The 17,983-nt window shown below is 68.9% G+C and carries 15 protein-coding genes; 2 read left to right on the top strand and 13 right to left on the bottom strand.

The window, feature by feature from the left end; all coding sequences use genetic code 11:
• Positions 1-155: 155 nt before the first annotated feature.
• Together ACFQ0E_RS07720 and hrpA are read right to left on the bottom strand one after the other, a co-directional pair.
• Positions 156-401, bottom strand: a complete 246-nt coding sequence (locus ACFQ0E_RS07720) for a hypothetical protein (protein WP_386823100.1) — start codon at positions 399-401, stop codon at positions 156-158.
• 141 nt (positions 402-542) lie between these two features.
• Positions 543-4,688 carry an ATP-dependent RNA helicase HrpA gene (hrpA, locus tag ACFQ0E_RS07715; protein WP_386823099.1) on the bottom strand — a complete coding sequence of 1,382 codons (4,146 nt, stop codon included), beginning with the start codon at positions 4,686-4,688 and terminating at the stop codon, positions 543-545.
• A 113-nt stretch (positions 4,689-4,801) separates the two neighbouring features.
• Between hrpA and ACFQ0E_RS07710 the strand changes: the two genes are divergently transcribed.
• Positions 4,802-5,335, top strand: coding sequence for a Dps family protein (locus tag ACFQ0E_RS07710; protein ID WP_386823098.1), 534 nt, complete (start codon positions 4,802-4,804; stop codon positions 5,333-5,335).
• 49 nt (positions 5,336-5,384) lie between these two features.
• Here the strand turns inward: ACFQ0E_RS07710 and ACFQ0E_RS07705 are convergent, their stop codons facing one another.
• The 4 genes from ACFQ0E_RS07705 to ACFQ0E_RS07690 all read right to left on the bottom strand — a co-directional run bounded on the left by ACFQ0E_RS07705 (position 5,385) and on the right by ACFQ0E_RS07690 (position 9,522).
• Positions 5,385-6,506 carry a hypothetical protein gene (locus tag ACFQ0E_RS07705; protein WP_386823097.1) on the bottom strand — a complete coding sequence of 374 codons (1,122 nt, stop codon included), beginning with the start codon at positions 6,504-6,506 and terminating at the stop codon, positions 5,385-5,387.
• A 118-nt stretch (positions 6,507-6,624) separates the two neighbouring features.
• Positions 6,625-7,908 carry a citrate synthase gene (locus ACFQ0E_RS07700; protein ID WP_386824082.1) on the bottom strand — a complete coding sequence of 428 codons (1,284 nt, stop codon included), beginning with the start codon at positions 7,906-7,908 and terminating at the stop codon, positions 6,625-6,627.
• A 320-nt stretch (positions 7,909-8,228) separates the two neighbouring features.
• Positions 8,229-8,471, bottom strand: coding sequence for a type B 50S ribosomal protein L31 (locus tag ACFQ0E_RS07695; RefSeq protein WP_386824080.1), 243 nt, complete (start codon positions 8,469-8,471; stop codon positions 8,229-8,231).
• A gap of 103 nt (positions 8,472-8,574) precedes the next feature.
• Complete coding sequence (locus ACFQ0E_RS07690; RefSeq protein ID WP_386823096.1) at positions 8,575-9,522, bottom strand: nucleoside hydrolase; 948 nt, start codon at positions 9,520-9,522, stop codon at positions 8,575-8,577.
• A gap of 74 nt (positions 9,523-9,596) precedes the next feature.
• Here ACFQ0E_RS07690 and ACFQ0E_RS07685 point away from each other — a divergent pair, with 74 nt between their 5' ends.
• Complete coding sequence (locus tag ACFQ0E_RS07685; RefSeq protein WP_386823095.1) at positions 9,597-10,460, top strand: MBL fold metallo-hydrolase; 864 nt, start codon at positions 9,597-9,599, stop codon at positions 10,458-10,460.
• A gap of 179 nt (positions 10,461-10,639) precedes the next feature.
• Here ACFQ0E_RS07685 and ACFQ0E_RS07680 read toward each other — a convergent pair whose 3' ends face one another.
• The 7 genes from ACFQ0E_RS07680 to ACFQ0E_RS07650 all read right to left on the bottom strand — a co-directional run bounded on the left by ACFQ0E_RS07680 (position 10,640) and on the right by ACFQ0E_RS07650 (position 17,959).
• Positions 10,640-11,818, bottom strand: a complete 1,179-nt coding sequence (locus ACFQ0E_RS07680; protein ID WP_386823094.1) for a redoxin family protein — start codon at positions 11,816-11,818, stop codon at positions 10,640-10,642.
• A 105-nt stretch (positions 11,819-11,923) separates the two neighbouring features.
• Complete coding sequence (locus ACFQ0E_RS07675; protein WP_386823093.1) at positions 11,924-12,496, bottom strand: beta-lactamase hydrolase domain-containing protein; 573 nt, start codon at positions 12,494-12,496, stop codon at positions 11,924-11,926.
• Between the two features lie 4 nt (positions 12,497-12,500).
• Complete coding sequence (trxC, locus tag ACFQ0E_RS07670) at positions 12,501-12,944, bottom strand: thioredoxin TrxC (protein WP_386823092.1); 444 nt, start codon at positions 12,942-12,944, stop codon at positions 12,501-12,503.
• Complete coding sequence (locus ACFQ0E_RS07665) at positions 12,937-13,422, bottom strand: OsmC family protein (RefSeq protein ID WP_386823091.1); 486 nt, start codon at positions 13,420-13,422, stop codon at positions 12,937-12,939. Before ACFQ0E_RS07665 ends, trxC begins: the two co-directional genes overlap by 8 nt.
• A gap of 1 nt (position 13,423) precedes the next feature.
• Positions 13,424-16,663: an efflux RND transporter permease subunit gene (locus tag ACFQ0E_RS07660; RefSeq protein WP_386823090.1), complete on the bottom strand. Its 3,240-nt coding sequence runs from the start codon at positions 16,661-16,663 to the stop codon at positions 13,424-13,426.
• Complete coding sequence (locus ACFQ0E_RS07655) at positions 16,656-17,759, bottom strand: efflux RND transporter periplasmic adaptor subunit (RefSeq protein WP_386823089.1); 1,104 nt, start codon at positions 17,757-17,759, stop codon at positions 16,656-16,658. The genes ACFQ0E_RS07660 and ACFQ0E_RS07655 overlap by 8 nt, the downstream gene beginning before the upstream one ends.
• Entirely contained in the window at positions 17,756-17,959 is a 204-nt protein-coding gene (locus ACFQ0E_RS07650) for a YgaP family membrane protein (protein ID WP_137851317.1), read from the bottom strand. Before ACFQ0E_RS07650 ends, ACFQ0E_RS07655 begins: the two co-directional genes overlap by 4 nt.
• Positions 17,960-17,983: the final 24 nt, after the last annotated feature.

Genomic DNA, 17,983 nt, shown 5'->3' with positions numbered 1-17,983 from the left:
ATTTGTGACACAGCCATGGTTCGCAGGCAGGGGCCGTAAGTCACGCCGGCCCGAGGTCCGGGATATCAGAATCGCCGCGCTGCCGTGAAGCGGCATGCCCCAAACGACACGCCCCCGGCCGAAGCCGGGGGCGTGTGGCGTTGCGGAAGCAGGGCTCAGTAGTAGATGCAGCCGTACTCGTCGCAGCGGGCGATGATCGACCAGCCGTATGGGGTGCATTCGTAGATGCGCTGGGTGTAGCCGGTGCGCGGGCTGTAGCTTTCGACCGTCGCGATTTCGCCCTGGTTGGCCTCGGTGCAGGGGCTGCTGGGACCACCCGGGATCGCCGCAGCGCTTCCGCTGAAGCCCATGGCGGCGGACAGGAGGGCGATCGCGAGACCGTGGATGAAGGTCTTGTGCATGGTATTTCCTTTTGACTGCAAGCTGCCGATCTCCGGCGGCTGCGAGCGCGAACGCCGCAGGCCGCCATCGCCCGGACCCGGCAGTGCATGTGCGGGCGACGCGTCCAGCGTAACGCGTGCGCGTCTCGCCGGCGGCGACGCTCAGCGCAATTGCGACAGGCGCGTCGCCAGCTTCTTCGCGGACACCCCGCCCTTCGCGCCCAGTTCCTGCGCGAACAGCGAGACCCGGAACTCCTCCAGGTCCCAGCGCAGGGCCTGCCAGCCCGGCTGGCGGTCGATGTCGCGATCGCGGGCATCCGCCAGCGCATCGGCGAATGGCTTGAGCTCGAGCATCCGCGCCTGGTCGCGCACGGGGTCGCGCAGCGCGCGCTCGGCGCGCAGCGCCATCGCCTTGAGCCAGCGCGGATACTCCGCCAGCGCATCGGCCGGGACATCGCGCAGGAAGCCTGGCGCGGCGAGCGAGGCGAGCTGCGCGTGCAGGTCGTCGAGGTTGGCGCGGGCCCAGCCCATCAGGTTGGATTCGAGCGCGGCGCGGACCTCGGCGACGCGGGCGAGGATGGTCTCCGCCTGCTTCAAGCGCGTCATCGCTTCGCCGAACAGCGTCTTGCCGATGGCGTCGCGACGCTGCGCGAAGTCCTCGGACGTGCGGATCTCCAGCAGGCCCTCGGCCGACAGCGCGGCGAACGCGCCTTCGACGAGGTCGGCGCGCAGGCGGTCGCTGTCCTTCAGGCCATCGTTGCGCGGATCGCGGCTCTCGATCGCGGCGTAGAGCAGCGAGGTCTTCGGCTGCACCGGCAGCTGCTTGCGCGCCTGCTTCATCTTCTCGCCCAGCGCGATCCGCAGCAGGCGGCGCACGCCCTCGGGATGATGCCGCTGCGCCTCGCTGCGATCGGCATGCACGGCGAGCGACACGCTGTCGCCGTCGTCGTGCAGCGCCGGATAGGCCGGCACGCCGCCGGCACCGGGCACCGAGACCGGGATCGACACGGCCGGGAAATCGGTCAGCCCGCGCTGCGCGAGACCTTCCGCCGCGCGCGCGGAGAACGCATCGGCAGCGCGCTTGCCGAAGCGCGCGCGCAGGTCGTCGAGGTCGCGCGACTCGGCGAGCACGTTGCGGCCGTCACTGCCCTTCGACGGTGCGTCGAGCAGGCGCAGGTTGGCGCGCAGGTGCGCGTCGATCGAAGCCGGATCGAAATCCGACGGCAGCAGCTCGACGCCGGTGAGTTTCTTCAGGAACCTCGCCAGCGCGCCCTCGAAGGCATCGGCGTCTCGCTGTGGGAACGCCTCGGCGAAGGCGCGCGCGAAATCCGGCGCCGGCACGAAGTTGCGGCGTAGCGCCTTCGGCAGCGACTTGATCAGCGCCGCCGCCTTGTCCTGCACGAAGCCCGGCGCCAGCCACGACAGCTGCGCGGGATCGAGCGCATTGAGCAGGTGCAGCGGCACCGCCACGGTCATGCCGTCATCCGGTGCGCCCGGCTCGAAGCGGTACTTCACCGCCAGGCGCACCTCGCCCAGCGACAGGTACGGCGGGAAGCGTTCGGCATCGCTCGGACCGCCGACCATCAGGTCGGCAAGCGACCACTCCAGCTTCGCCTTCTCGGCCGCCGGCAGCTTCGCGTACCACGCATCCAGCGCCTGCGCGTTGTGCACGTGCGGCGGCAGCCGGTCGAGATACCACTGCGCCTGCCACTCTTCGTCAACGACCAGGCCGGCGCGACGCTGCTTGGCTTCCTCTTCGGTCGCCTTCGCCAGCGTGGCGCGATTGCGCGCGACGAACGCGGCGCGGGTGTTGATCTCCCCGGTGACCAGCGCATCGCGGGCGAAGATCGCGCGCGACTCCTCCGGGAACAGCGCGCCGTAATGCACCGGTTTCTTCGGCGCCAGCACCAGCCCGAACAGGCTGATCTGCTCGCTGCCGACCACACGTCCCTGCGAGCGTGCCCAGTGCGGATCGTGGTGGCGGCGCGCAAGCAGATGCGGCAGCTCGTCGATCGCCCACTCCGGCTCGATCGCAGCATTGGTGATCGACCAGACCTTCTCGGTGTCGAGCAGGGTCGCCGACAGCACCCACGGCGGATTCTTCTTCGACAGCGGCGAGCCCGGGAAGATCGTGAACTTGCGCCCGCGCGGGCCGTCGTACAGGCCGCGATCGCCGCGATGACCGATCTGCGTCGGCAGGCCGGCGATCAGGGCGCGATGCAGCTTCGCGTAATCGACGGCGATGCCTTGCGCATGCTCGTCGCCTTTTGCAGGAACGCGCGAGTTCTCCCCTTTTGCCAAGGCCCGCTCTTCCTCCCCCTTTGCAAAAGGGGGATCGAGGGGGATTTGCTTTTCGATGGCTTGCGGGGAAGGCAAATCCCCCCTGCCCCCCTTTTTCAAAGGGGGGGACGACGTGGTGGCTGCGACCGCACGGGTCGTCTTCGGCGCGCGCGGATCGCGTGCCTCGCCCCAATCCAACTCATCGCACAGCAGCTTCAACTGCCGATGCAGCTCGCGCCATTCGCGCAGGCGGAGGAAGCCGAGGAAATGCTTGTCCGCCCATTTGCGCAGCTGCGACTGGGTCATCTCCGCGTGGGCGACGCGATATGCTTCCCAGAGCTTCAGGATGCCGACGAATTCCGACTTCGCATCGGCGAATTCAGCGTGCGCGGCATCGGCGGCGCCGCGCTGGTCGGCAGGGCGTTCGCGCGGATCCTGGATGCCGAGGAAACTCGCGATCGCCAGCATCTCGCGCAGGCAGCCCTGCTGCTGCGCGGCGATCAGCATGCGCGCCAGCTTCACGTCCACCGGCAGCCGCGCCATGGTCCGGCCGATGCGGGTGAGCTTCCGGTCCGCATCGATCGCCCCGAGCTCGGCCAGCTGCTGCCAGCCGTCGGCGATCGCGCGCGGGTCCGGCGGTTCGAGGAACGGGAAATCCTCGATCCTGCCCAATCCCAGCGACAGCATGCGCAGGATCACGCCGGCCAGCGCCGCGCGGCGGATTTCCGGATCGGTGTAGGGCTCGCGGGACAGGAAATCCGCTTCGGAATACAGGCGGAAGCAGGTGCCCGGTGCGATGCGGCCGCAGCGGCCCTTGCGCTGGTCGGCGCTGGCCTGCGACACCGGTTCGATATGCAGGCGGTCGAGCTTCTGCCGCGGGCTGTAGCGCTTCACGCGCGCCAGGCCGGGATCGACCACGTAATGGATGCGCGGCACGGTCAGCGAGGTTTCGGCGACGTTCGTGGCGAGCACGATGCGCCGCTGCGGCCCGGGGTTGAACACGCGGTCCTGGTCGCGCGCCGACAGCCGCGCGTACAGCGGCAGCACTTCGGTGTGCCGGTACTTGCGCTTCTCCAGCGCCTGATGCGCATCGCGGATCTCGCGCTCGCCGGGCAGGAAGATCAGCGTGTCGCCGGTATTGCCGAGACGCATGATCTCGTCGCAGGCGCCGACGATGCCGTCGACGATGGTCCGCCCACCGTCCTGCGCTGCCCCCTCCTCGTCTTCGCCGCCTTCGAGCGGGCGATAACGCACCTCGACCGGATGGCCGCGTCCTTCCACGCTGACCACCGGCGCATCGCCGAAATGCTTCGAGAAGCGCTCGGTGTCGATGGTCGCGGAAGTGACGATGACCTTGAGGTCACGGCGTTTCAACAGCAATTGCTTGAGATAGCCGAGCAGGAAATCGATGTTGAGGCTGCGTTCGTGCGCCTCGTCGACGATGATCGTGTCGTAGGCCGACAGCCAGCGATCGGACTGGATTTCCGCGAGGAGGATGCCGTCGGTCATGAACTTCACCGCCGTGCGTTCGCCGACGTTGTCGTTGAAGCGCACCTGGTAGCCGACCAGCCCGCCCATCGGCGTCTGCAGCTCCTCGGCGACGCGCCGCGCCACCGCGCGCGCGGCGATCCGGCGCGGCTGGGTGCAACCGATCATGCCGGCGGCGCCCCGGCCGGCGGCCAGGCACAGCTTCGGCAGCTGCGTGGTCTTGCCCGAACCGGTCTCGCCGGCGATCACCACGACCTGGTGGCGGCGGATCAGCTCGACCAGGCGATCGGCCTCGGCGGCGATCGGCAGGTTCGGATCGACCGCCACCGCCGTCGGCAGCGACGCCGCCCGCGCCTCGCGCGCCGCGACCGATACGGCCAGCGCTTCGGCGAACGCCGCCTGCAGCGCGGCATCGCCGGGCTTGCCGCTCCAGCGCGACCACAGGCCGATCAACCGGCCGCGATCGCGCGACAGGGCGCCGTCCACGGCCGCGCGGGCGCGGCGCAGGTCGGCCTGCCCTTCTGAATCAATAGGTTTCATCAATGAAAAACGTCTGAATGATTGGCTTCAATCGAAACGATTGCAGCGATAGTCTGGGTGAAGAGTCAGGCGGCGCGTCGTACGCTGCCATTTTGTCCCCAAGGAGCGTTCAGATGGCCAAACCCCCGAAGAAGCCCGGCGGCAAGACCGCCGCCACCACGACCGGCGACATGCCGCAGATCGACATCGGCCTGTCGGCGGGCGATCGCAGCAAGATCGCCGACGGCCTCTCGCACTTCCTCGCCGACAGCTACACCCTCTACCTGAAGACCCACAACTTCCACTGGAACATCACCGGCCCGATGTTCAACAGCCTGCACGTGATGTTCGAGGGCCAGTACACCGAGGAATGGACCGCGCTGGACGCCATCGCCGAGCGCATCCGCGCCCTCGGCTACCGGGCCCCGGGCTCCTACGCCGCGTTCGCCCGGCTCAGTTCGATCGAGGACGCCGAAGTGGCCGACGACAGCGACTGGCGCGAAATGGTACGCCAACTGGTCCTCGGCAACGAAGCGGTCTGCCGCACCGCGCGCAAGGTCCTGAAGACCGCCGACAACGCCGGCGACGACCCGACCGTGGACCTGATGACCCAACGCCTGAACATCCACGAGAAGAACGCCTGGATGCTGCGTTCGCTGCTCGCCTGAACGACGACGGCCCGCGTGGGCGGGCCGTTCTCATGCGGAAATCTCGCATCTAGCGCCCCGGCGTCCGGGGCATCCGCAGCCGCTCCGGCGCCGCCGGCGGGCTGAGCACGGCGGGCAGCACCGGTGCGGGGCGACCGCGCAGGTGCGCCTTGAAGAAATCGACGTAGCCGCGATACGCCTCGGCCATCGTGGCGAAGCGCGGGTCGCCCTCCGCCGTGCAGCGCCCACCGTGGCCGACGGCCAGCTGGTAGGCCGCACACAGCGCCAGCCCGTAGTCCGGGTAGTGCACGTAATCGACGCTGGCCAGCTCCTGCTGCGTGACCAGTCGCCCGATGAAGGCCTGGTCGTAGCGCAACTTCACCGGCGGGTCGTCCGACGTCACGCTCTGGATCGCGCTGCCGTACTGCGCGTATTTGGGATGCTGCGCCTGCCAACTCGCCTTGAACGCCGCGCGGTCAGCTTCGACCAGGAACAGGTCGGCGAATTCGCGACCGTCGTAGGTGGTCTGGGCGTTGTAGGCGAAGGCCGCGTTCGCCCGCGTGGATTGGCGCGCGACCGGGTCGGGGCTGGTCGGGATCGCCATATCGCCCTGCAGCACCGTCCACAGCGACAGCGTGCCGCGCGAACCGCCGACGACGAAGACGTTGCGCCGGTCGATGCCCAGCGCGACGGCGTTCGCACGGATGAATTGCAGGGCCCGCGCCAGATCGTGGTGCGGCACGCCGGGATTGGTCGGCGAATCCGCTTCGATGCGGTTGACCACCGGATGGCGGAACTCCACCGAGGCGAACGAAAAGCCCGCATCCAGGGCGGGCTTGAGCAGCACGGCCTCGGCGGCCGAACCCGGGGCGATGGCCTTGCTGCTGCCGTTGGGATGCGCCCACACGATCAGCGGCGCGGGCGCGTCGGCATTCGCGCCGGGGGCACGGTAGAAATCGAAGCGCTGCTGCAGCCAGATCCCGCCGAGCGTCGGCTCGCGCCAGGCGGCCGGGCCGTAGCAGATGTCCTGGTCCGGCGTGCCCGGCGTCACCGCCGTCGGGGTGCAGCCGCTCTGTGCCTGCGCCACGGTGCAAAGGGACCAGAGCAGGGCCACCCATGCGGATCGGCGCAGGCATTCGGAAATCATCGAGTCCATCGGCATGCCCTCCAGGGCGATGATGGCTGGCGCCATCCATGAACCTCCAACGCATCGGCCGCAACATCGTTGACCGCCCTGCCAACGAAAAACCCCGCCGAAGCGGGGTCTTTCAAGATACCGGCACCAGATCCCGTCTCCGGGATCAGGCTGGTCAGCGCTGGTCCGCGGGCTTGTAGTCGCGCGCCGGATGGCCGGTGTAGATCTGGCGCGGACGGCCGATCTTGGCTTCCGGATCGTTCTGCTGCTCCAGCCAGTGCGAAACCCAGCCGGCGGTGCGGGCGATGGCGAACATGACCGTGAACATCTCGGTCGGGATGCCCAGCGCCTTGTAGATGATGCCCGAGTAGAAGTCGACGTTCGGGTAGAGCTTGCGCTGCACGAAGTAGTCGTCCTTCAGCGCGGCTTCTTCCAGCTTCATCGCCACTTCGAGCAGCGGGTCGTTGACGCCCAGCTCGTTCAGCACCTTGTGGCACATCTCGCGGATGATCTTCGCGCGCGGGTCGAAGTTCTTGTAGACACGGTGGCCGAAGCCCATCAGGCGGAAGCCCGAGTTCTTGTCCTTCGCCTTGTCGACGGCCGACTGCACGTTGTTCGCAGTGCCGATCTCTTCCAGCATCTTGAGCACGGCTTCGTTGGCGCCGCCGTGCGCCGGGCCCCACAGCGCGGCCACGCCGGCGGCGACGCACGCGTACGGATTCGCACCGGTCGAACCGACGAGGCGGACGGTCGAGGTCGACGCGTTCTGCTCGTGATCGGCGTGCAGGATGAACAGCAGGTCCAGCGCCTTGGCGGCGACCGGATTCAGCTCCAGCGGCTCGCTGGGCACTTCCTTCATCATGTGCAGGAAGCGGGTGACGTATTCGAGGTTGTTCTTCGGATAGCGGCTCGGCCAGCCGATCGAGTAGCGGTGGCAGGCTGCGGCGATCGTCGGCACCTTCGCGATCAGGCGGATCGCAGCCATGCGGCGCTGCTCGGCGTCTTCGAGGTCCAGCGTGTTGTGGTAGAAGCTCGCCATCGAACCAAGCATGCCGACCAGCATCGCCATCGGATGCGCGTCGTGGCGGAAGCCGAACAGGAAGGTGCGGAAGGCCTCGTGCATCATCGTGTGATGCGTGACCTCATGCTCGAACTTGGCGAATTCCTGCGGGTTCGGCAGTTCGCCGTTCATCAGCAGGTAGGCGACTTCGAGGAAGCTCGACTTCTCGGCGAGCTGTTCGATCGGGTAGCCGCGATACATCAGCACGCCGGCATCGCCATCGATGTAGGTGATCGCCGAACGGCACGACGCCGTGGCCGTGAAGCCCGAGTCGTACGTGAACAGGCCCGTCTCCTTCGGGAGCTTCGCGATGTCGACGCACGGGCTGCCCAAGGTGGGCTGGTACACCGGCAGGACGGCGGACTTGTCGCCGGCGGTCACGGTGACCTGGGTCGGAATGGTGGAATCCTGTTGAGACACGGCACACTCCCGGAAAGCTTGAATGACGTTGAATGCGGAGCTCAGCACCGGCCGTGCCGCACTCGGGGGAAGACAGCCGCGACGCGGTCGCGACAACGACCGATTATCGCATACCGAAATTCGAGCGCCTGCTCTGGACTTTGGTCGAATCCGGCGGCATCACGGAGCGGTATCGCAGAACACTGCGTCGCAACGATGGAAGACACGGAAATGAAACACGCGGACACGACAACGGCCGCCATGGGCGGCCGTTGAGGTGAAGCGGTGCTGCGCGCGCCGCCCGGGGGCGGCGACGGCGATTACTTGCCGTAGCGCTTGCGGAACTTGTCGACGCGGCCGGCAGTGTCGACGACACGGTGCTGGCCGGTGTAGAACGGATGCGACGACGACGAGATTTCCACCTTGATCAGGGGGTATTCGTTGCCATCTTCCCACTTGACGGTTTCCTTGCTGCCAAGGGTCGAGCGGGTCAGGATCTTGAAGTCCGAGGTCACGTCCTGGAACACGACCTGGCGGTATTCGGGATGGATATCGGCCTTCATGGCGGCACCAGAGTTGAGCGGAAAGCCGGGCATTGTAGCCGAGGTCATGGCCCCGGCTCAAGCCGCCCGTCGGCTGACCCGCCAGACCCGGCCGCCAGGGCCGTCACTCGGCCCGCAATGCCTGCCGGATCAGGGCCTCGAAGGCGGCCTGGTCGTAGCTCATGAGCAGATCGGCGTTGTCTGCCCGGCCCGAGCGGCGGTTCCAGTCGACCACGGTCGCGCCACGGCTCTCAGTCCCGACCAGTTCGATCCGCAGCGGCCGCACGGCGCGCTCGCGAATGTGCTCGGGCGCGACCAGCATCGCCATCGCCAGGGCATCGGCGGCATGCCAGTGGTCGCCACGCAGGCTGGCGGACCATTCGCGGGTCCTGCGCGAGATCGCTTCGTAGAACCGCGCGCGGGGATGGTCGGCCTGCAGCCAGCGCTCGACATCGGCATGCAGGAAACCGTGGCGGATCACCGCTTCCCAGTCGGCGACCTCGACGATCTTCCCGGCCGCCGCGAAGGCCTCGAACACGATGTGTGCGGCCTCCGGGTCGAAGCCGATGTTGAACTCGGCCATCGGGGTGGTGTTGCCCTGCCCCGTGACCGCGCCGCCCATCACCACCATGCGGCCGACGCGTTCGGGCAGGGTCGGATCGAGCTTGAGCGCCACCGCCAGGTTGGTCAGCGGGCCGAGCATGCAGACGACGAGTTTGCCGGCGTGGACATGCGAGAGCCTGATCATCGCCTGCGCGGCGTGTTCGGCCTCGGCCTGTTTCGCGGCCGGCGGATAGGCGATGTCGCCGAAGCCGTCGCGGCCGTGCACGTAGGACGCGTCCGGCGCGGCGTGCAGCAGCGGCGCGTCGCAGCCGGCGAAGACCGGGATGTCGACCTCCGCCACTTCGCACAGCTTCAGCGCATTGGCGACGGTGTGCTTCAGGCCGACGTTGCCGGCGGCGATGGTGAGCGCGACGACCTCGTGATGCGGGGCATCGAAGGCCATCAGCAGGGCGAGCGCGTCGTCCACGCCCGGGTCGGTGTCGATCAGCAGGGGAAGTTTGTCGTTCATCAACCGATTATGCAGATGCTGCCGACCGATGCCAGACCCGCGCGTAGAATCGCGACATGCACGCGGAGTTCGCCATGAAGCCGACCGTCACCCCCTTCTTCCACACCGACAGCTGCACCTGGACCTACGTGGTCGCCGACCCGGCGACGCGGCAAGCCGCGATCGTCGACCCGGTGCTGGATTTCGACGCGAAATCCGGGCGCACGTCGACCACCTCGGCACAGCAGGTGCTGGACCATGTCCGCGCACACGGGCTGGAGGTGTGCTGGATCCTCGAAACCCATGCCCACGCGGATCACCTCAGCGCGGGGCACTGGCTGAAACCGCATCTGCCCGCAGCGACGCTCGCCATCGGCGAAGGCATCCGCCTGGTGCAGAAGACATTCCGGCCGATCTTCAACCTGGGCGAGCATTTCCCGGTCGACGGCTCGCAGTTCGACCATCTGTTCGCCGATGGAGAACGCTTCGCGGTCGGCGACATCGAGGCCGAGGTGGTCGCAGTGCCGGGTCACACCAACGACAGCATCGCGTACCGGATCGGCGATGCGCTGTTCGTCGGCGATTCGATCTTCATGCCCGATGGCGGCACCGCGCGCTGCGATTTCCCGGGCGGCGACGCGCGGACGCTGTACCGCTCGATCCAGCGGATGTTCGCGCTGCCGGGCGAGACGCGCGTGTTCGTCTGCCACGACTACGCGCCCGGCGGACGCGAATACGCCTGCGAGACGACGATTGCGGCACAGAAGGCCGGCAACATCCACGTGCGCGACGGCATCGACGAGGACGACTTCGTCGCGGTGCGCACCGCCCGCGATGCGACGCTGTCGATGCCGACCCTGCTGCTGCCCGCCGTCCAGGTGAACATCCGTGCAGGCGCCCTGCCCGAGCCCGAGGACAACGGCGCGCGCTACCTCAAGCTGCCGATCGACCGGCTGTAGCGGCTTGCCGTAGCCCGAAACCCATCCCCACCCAACCCTCCCCTTGAAGGGGAGGGCTTGAAAGCACGGCGCTTTGCTCCCTCCCCTTCAAGGGGAGGACAGGGGTGGGGATGGGTTTTGCTGATGGAAGCAGCAAGATTCATGACCCGCGACTCGAAGCTTGAAACCCACGCCGCAGTTCATTCCTTCGCCGCCTTCACCACGGCCGCTGCGAGCGCGCCAGCATCGCCAGGTTCGTAGTCGTCATCGACGTAAGCGACGCGACCGGCGCCGTCGATGACGAAGACCTTGCGCTGGTTGTAGCCGGCCTTCGCGTCGTAGCTGCCGTAGCGACGCGCGATGCCGTAGTCGGCATCGTTGACGTAGTGCAGGTCCTTCGTGCGGAGCGTGCGGCGCCAGGCATCGAGCAACTCGGGCGTGGAAGCGGTGATCGCGAGTTTCACCACGTCGCCGAGCAGCGCGTAGTCCGGCGCCAGCAGGTCCAGTTCGTCGAGCTGGATCGCGCAGCTCATCATGCGCCTGCGTTCGCGATCGCGAGCGGCGAGGGCGATTTCCTCGGCATCGCCCTCGATCAGCGGCAGCGTGCCGCTGAAGGCCGCCGGGTAGAACGAGAGCACGACGACCTTGCCGCGCAATGCGGAGAGGCGCGTGTCTTCGACCGGGGCATGGCTGCGGCCGGCCCGCGCGGCGGCCCAGGGCGAGATCTGCGGCATGTCGATCGCGAAATCGGGCGCGACGTCGCCAACCTCGGGCGGATCTTCGGCAGGCGCCGCAGCGAGTGTGTCGGCGACGCCGAGCACCGACTTCACGGCGGCCTCCAGCGGCTTCAGATGCTCGCCCTGCGCGCGGAAACCGTCGTCGCGCCAGCGCACGATGCCGTCCTTGTCGATCAGCAGCACGGTGGCGTCGGTGCGATCGGCCTTCGGCAACGACACGCCGGTCGCCTCGGCGATCCGCGCCAGCGCCTCGGGACTGCGTGCAGGTGCGCAGTGATCGCCCATCAGCATGGGGAATCCGTCGTCCTCGGCTGCGGCCGCGCCGGTCACGAAGATGGTGCGCGGGAATCCCTCGTGCGGAATCGACTGCGGCAGCGCGTGGCCGCGACGGAAATAGGCGCCGAAGGCGAGGCGCAGCATGCTGCCGTATTCGCTGTGCGCCGGCATCAGCGCGATCAGGCGTGGCGCGTCGCCCCAGTCTTCCGTCTGCGACGGGTCTTCGCAGAACAGCGATGCCGGCACGCGCTCGCCGACCGCGCCCGGTGCGGCAGAAGCGACGCCAGGGAGGATCGCGAGGAGGAGAAGGGAGGCCGGCAGGAGTACACGGGGGGCGCGAAACGGCTTCGATGCGGCGCGGATCATCACGTCGACTTCCGGACAGGGCCGCGCCGGCGGCGCGGCAGCCCGGTCACGATCCATGCCGCGCGCTGAATGTCGCGCGAATCCCTGCGGACCCGGCGTGTCCGGTCAGGGCGCGGCCTGCGCCGCAGGCGCGACGCCCAGCGTGTCGCGGACCTTCGCCTCGGTCGAAGTCATGCCCGCGCTGCGGCCGAAGTCCAGCGCCTGTTCGGCCGGCATGCCTTCGCTGGCCTTCAGCAGGGCGAGCAGGCCGCCGACGCGGTTGCCGCTGGCGCAGTGCACAAGCACCGGGCCGCGCGCGTCGCGGAGCAGCTCGCCGAGACGGCGGGCGTTCTCCGGGGTCACCGCAGCGGCGCCGTCGATCGGCAGTTCGAGGTAGCGCATCCCGGCGGCGGCGACTTCGGCGCGCGCGTCGCGGCCCTTCATTTCGCCGGTGGTGCGCAGGTTGATCACCGTGCCGACGCCGGCAGCGGCGAACGCGCGCCAGTCGGCTTCGGCAGGCTGGCCAGCGACGTAGAGCTGCGGTGCGGGCTGCTTGACGGCGGTGCCGGCGGGCGTGGTCGTCATCGCCGGCAGGACCTGCGTTGCATGGCCGGCGCAGGCGGCAAGGGCCATCGACAGCGCGGCGACCGGAAGCAGACGGATGGAACGACGGAAGACATGCGAGGACACGGGATTCATGGCATCAACCCTGCAGTTGCGTGCGCACCCAGCGCACGATGTCGGCCGCGCCCATGGCGCCGGAACGGCGCGCGAGCTCGCAGCCGCGATGGAACAGCACCAGCGTGGGAATGCTGCGGATGTCGAAGCGCGCGCCCAGCGCGGGCTCGGCTTCGGTGTCGACCTTGGCCAGACGCAGCGCGGGTTCGAGCTGGCCTGCGGCCTGCTCGAAATGCGGCGCCATCATCCGGCACGGCTGGCACCACGGCGCCCAGAAATCCACCAGCACCGGCAGGTCGCCGTCGACGACGTGGCGATCGAAATTCCCGCTGCCCAGCGCCAGCGGATGCCCGGCGAACAGCGGATGCTTGCAGCGCCCGCAGACCGGCGCATCGGCGAGGCGCGCGGCCGGCACGCGGTTGAGCGCATGGCATGCGGGGCAGGCGATCTTCAGCGCATCGTCATCCATTCCCGCTCTCCGCTTCGAGCACGCGCCCGCTCGCATCACGGATGGTGACATCGACCGCGATGCCTTCGCGCACGCTCTGGGTGACCACGCAGAACTGCTCGAACTGGGCGATGACGCGCGGCAGGTGCTCCAGCGCCTCGGCGGTGTCGGACAGCTGGATCGACACCTGCGCGCGCGGGATGCGCCAGCGACCTTCGGCATTGCGCATCTTCTCGCCGACGATCTCGGCGCGGATCGGACCGGGCGCGTTCTTGAACTTGCGCAGCGCGAACAGCAGGCTGGCGCTGAGGCAGTTGGCGATGCCGGCGAGCAGCAGCGCCGAGGGGTTCGGGTCACGACCTTCGCCCAGCGGCGGCGACTCGTCGGTGAACAGCGGATCGATGTCGGTGCCTTCGAAACTCACCTTGAACGCGTACGGCCCCTCCTGTTCGAGGACGATGCGGACGCCGGTCTGTTCCTTGTCTTGCTGCTCGGCCATGTCAGATCTCCTGTCCAGTGCGCGGGGAGGCGTCGCCGCGCAGGGTGACAACATACAACAGCGGGATGACGACGAGGGTCAGCACGGTGCTGACCAGGATGCCGAAGATCAGCGACACGGCGAGGCCGTTGAAGATCGGGTCGTCGAGGATGAAGAACGCGCCGAGCATCGCCGCCAGCCCGGTCAGGACGATCGGCTGGGCGCGCACGGCGCCGGCCTCGATCACCGCCTCGGCCGGGCTGCGGCCTTCGCCGATCGCCTGGTTGATGAAGTCCACCAGCAGGATGGAATTGCGGACGATGATGCCGGCCAGCGCGATCATGCCGATCATCGAGGTCGCGGTGAACTGCGCGCCGAGCAGCGCATGCCCCGGCATCACGCCGATCACGGTCATCGGGATCGGCGCCATGATCACCAGCGGCACGAGGTAGCTGCGGAACTGGGCGACGATCAACAGGTAGATCAGCACCAGGCCGGCGGCGTAGGCGATGCCCATGTCGCGGAAGGTCTCGTAGGTGATCTGCCACTCGCCGTCCCACTTGATCGATTCGACGGCGGTGTCGACGGGCTGGCGAATGAAGGTCTGCTGCAGCCGGCGCCCCGCGATGTCGTGGTCCGACACCTGGCCGACCAGATCGAACATGCCGTACAGCGGGCTGTCGAGCGCGCCGGCCTCGTCGCCCATCACGTAGACCACCGGCAGCAGGTCCTTGTGGTGGATCGCGCCGTCCCAGCCGGCGCGCTCGACGGTGACCACTTCCGACAGCGGCACCATCTGGCCCTGTCCGCCCTTCACGGTCAGTGCGAGCAGGCGCTGCAGGCTGCCCTGTTCGGCCACCGGCACGCGCAGGCGCACCGGGCGCGGATGCCGCGACACCCCGTCCTGCACGTAGGTCGCATCGTGACCGCTGACCGCAGCGGCCAGCGTGTTCGCGATGGTCGACTGGTCGACACCGAGCCGCGTCGCGCGTTCGCGATCGATCACCAGCACCTCTCGCGGGGCATCGGCTTCGACCGTGGTGTCGATGTCGACGATGCCCTCCGTGGTGCGGAAGCGGGCTTCCAGCGCCTGCGCGACCTTGCGTGCCTGGGCGTAGTCCGGGCCATAGACCTCGGCGACCAGCGGCGCCAGCACTGGCGGGCCCGGCGGCACTTCGACGACTTTCACCGACGCACCGTGACGGCGACCGATCGCGTCGAGCGCCGGACGGATCGCGCGGGCGATGTCGTGGCTCTTGCGGTCGCGGTGGTGCTTGTCGACCAGGTTGACCTGCAGGTCGCCGACGTTGGCGCCGCTGCGCAGGAAATACTGACGCACCAGACCGTTGAAGTTGATCGGCGCGGACGTGCCGGCGTAGGCCTGCACGCTCGCCACTTCCGGCAGTTCCAGCGTGCGCGCGGCCAGCTCGGCGAGCAGCGCGTTCGTGCTTTCCAGCGTGCGCCCCTCCGGCAAGTCGACCACGACCTGCAGCTCCGACTTGTTGTCGAAGGGCAGCATCTTCAGCACGACCAGCTGCACGGCGGCGAGGCTGGCCGAGAGCAGCACCAACGCGACCATGCCGCCGAACAGCCAGCGCCGGCGACGCGGCGCGCGGTCACCGACCAGGAACGGCGTCATCACCCGGCGGAACAGCCGGTGCAGGCGCGATTCGCCGGCATCGGCGGTGTGTGCATCGCCGTGCGCGACGACGTGCGGTTTCAGCAGCTTGAGCGACAGCCATGGCGTGACGATCAGCGCGATCGCCAGCGAAATCAGCATGCCGGCGGAGGCGTTGATCGGGATCGGCCGCATGTACGGGCCCATCAGCCCGCTGACGAAGGCCATCGGCAGCAGCGCCGCGATCACGGTGAATGTGGCGAGGATGGTCGGGCCGCCCACTTCGTCGACCGCAGGCGGAATGGCTTCGCGCAGGGTCTTGCCTCCGCGCGCCATGTGCCGATGGATGTTCTCGACGATGACGATCGCATCGTCGACGAGGATGCCGATCGAGAAGATCAGTGCGAACAGCGACACGCGGTTGAGGGTGAAACCCATCGCCCACGAGGCGAACAGGGTCAGCGCGAGGGTCAGCACCACCGCTGCGCCGACCACCAGCGCCTCGCGGCGGCCCAGCGCGAACAGGACCAGCAGCACTACCGACAGCGTGGCGAACATCAGCTTCTGGATGAGCTTCTGCGCCTTGTCGGTCGCGGTGGCGCCGTAGTCGCGCACGATCTCGACGTGCACGCCATCGGGGATGAGTTCGCCGCGCAGCGTCTCGACGCGCGACGCGATCGCGGCGGTGATATCGGAGGCATTGCTGCCCGGCTTCTTGGCGATGGCGAGGGTCAGCGCCGGGCTGGTGCCGGCCTTCGGGCCGGGCTGACCGGCGGGCACGGCGTGCCAGACGTAGCTCGACGGCACATCGATGCCGGCGCGCACGTCGGCGACATCGACCAGCGTCACCGGCTTGCCGTCGCGCAGGCCGAGCACCAGTTCGGCGACATCGTCGCGGTCGGCGAGGAAGCGGCCCGCCGTCACCGGCACGCTGCGATCGTCGCCGACGCGCTCGCCGAGGTGGCGGACCACGTTCGCGGCCTGCAGCGACTGCGCGACTTCGCCCACGCTCAGGCCGAACGCGGCCAGACGTGCGGGATCCAGCGTCACCGCGACCACGCGATCCGGCGCGCCGATGGTGTAGACATCGCGCGTGCCGGGCACGCGCTTGAATTCGGTTTCGAGCGTGCGCGCGACGGCGGCGAGATCCTCGATGCCGGTGGCCTCGTCGTCGGACCACAGGGTCAGTGCCATCACCGGCACGTCGTCGATGCCCTTGGGCTTGATCAGCGGCTGGCCGACGCCGACGCCTTGCGGCATCCAGTCGGCATTCGAATAGACCTGGTTGTACAGGCGCACGATCGCCGGCTGGCGCTCGACGCCGACGGTGTATTCCACGGTCAGCACGGCCATGCCGGGCCGGCTGATCGAATACACGTGCTTGACGCCCTCGATCTCCGACAGCTTCTGTTCCAGCGGATAACTCACCAGCTGCTCCACATCGCGCGCCGACGCGCCGGGGAACGGCACGAACACGTTCGCCATGGTCACGTCGATCTGCGGCTCTTCCTCGCGCGGCGTCACCAGCACAGCGACCAGGCCGAGGATCAGGCCCATCAGCGCGAGCACCGGCGTCAGCGGATTGTCCTGGAACGCGTGGGCCAACCGCCCGGAGAGGCCGAGCCGGGGCGTGGACTCAGTCATTCAGGCCTCCCTGCGCGACGCGTGCAGCGGCGAGCATGCGCAGCGCCTCGGCGGGATCGCGGGCGACCACCTCGCCGGGCGTCAGGCCGGCGAGCACATCGACGGCATCGCCATTGCGCGCGCCCAGGCGCACCTGCCGCAGCAGCACGCGGCCGTCCTTCACCACGTAGACGGCGGTGAGCTCGCCGCGCCGGGCCACGGCGGCATAGGGAATGCGCACGCCGCCATCGCGGCGATCGGCGCGCTCACCGCCGGCGATCGGGAACACCACCTTCGCGGTCGCGCCCGGCGCCGGCGCACCCGTTTCGATGCGCGGCAGCGCGACGCGCACCGGCACGCTGTGGCTGGCGGGATCGGCGGCGGGATAGACCACGACCTCGCGCGCCTCGACGCGGCGCCCGTCGTCGAACACGACCTGCGCCTGCGGCTTCGCGCGGATCGCATCGGCGGCCGACTGCGGCACGCGCACTTCGATGCGCAGATCGTCGGGCGCGTACACGGTCAGCAGCGGCTGGCCGGGCCCGACGGTCTCGCCCGGCTCGACGCGGCGCGCGGCGACGATGCCGGCATACGGCGCGCGTACGGTCGTGTAGTCCGCGTTCTGGCCGGCGGCCGACACCTGCGCACGCGCCGCGTCGCGCGCGGCGTTGGCGGCATCGCGCCCGGCGCGGGCCTGGTCGAGCTGCGCGCCGGACACGTACTTGTCGCGCGCCAGCGAAGCGAAACGCTGGTACTGGCGTTCGGCCTCGACCGCCGCCGCCTCGGCCGCACGCAACTGCGCGCGCGCGGCATCGACGCCGGCCTGCTGTTCGACCACGGTCAGGCGCAGCAGCACCTGGCCAGCGACGACGCGATCGTTCACGTCGACATCGACGGCGGTCACGCGACCGCCGGTCTGCGCAGAGAGCACCGCCTCGCGCACCGCTTCGACGGTGCCGTCCCAGGCGCGGCCCTCGGCATCGGCGCCGCCACGGGCGACGAAGGTCTCGATCGCGGGAGCGGCTGGCGGCTTGCCGACGACATCGTCGCCGCCGCAGCCGGCCAGCGCGGCGGCCAGCGCCACGGCGAGCGTCAGGCGCAGGCCGGTCGGGTTCATTTGAAGGCGCATCCGCTGGTCACTCCGAGCTTGCGGAACAGGATCGCCGCCGGGCAGAAGCCGGTGACGCTGGCCTGCAGCAGGTTGAGGCCGATGAAGGCGGTGAAGAGCCAGAACCACGGCGACACGAAGTGGGTCAGGGCGAGGCTCAGGAAGATCATCAGGCCGGCAAAGGCCATCACGGCACGGTCGAGGTTCATGGGGTGTCTCCGATGCGGGTGGGG

This window comes from Lysobacter brunescens (assembly GCF_042677005.1).
GTDB lineage: Bacteria > Pseudomonadota > Gammaproteobacteria > Xanthomonadales > Xanthomonadaceae > Lysobacter_I > Lysobacter_I brunescens.
The sequence above is the reverse complement of the archived record's forward strand: the minus strand, read 5'-3'. Positions and strand labels throughout refer to the sequence as shown.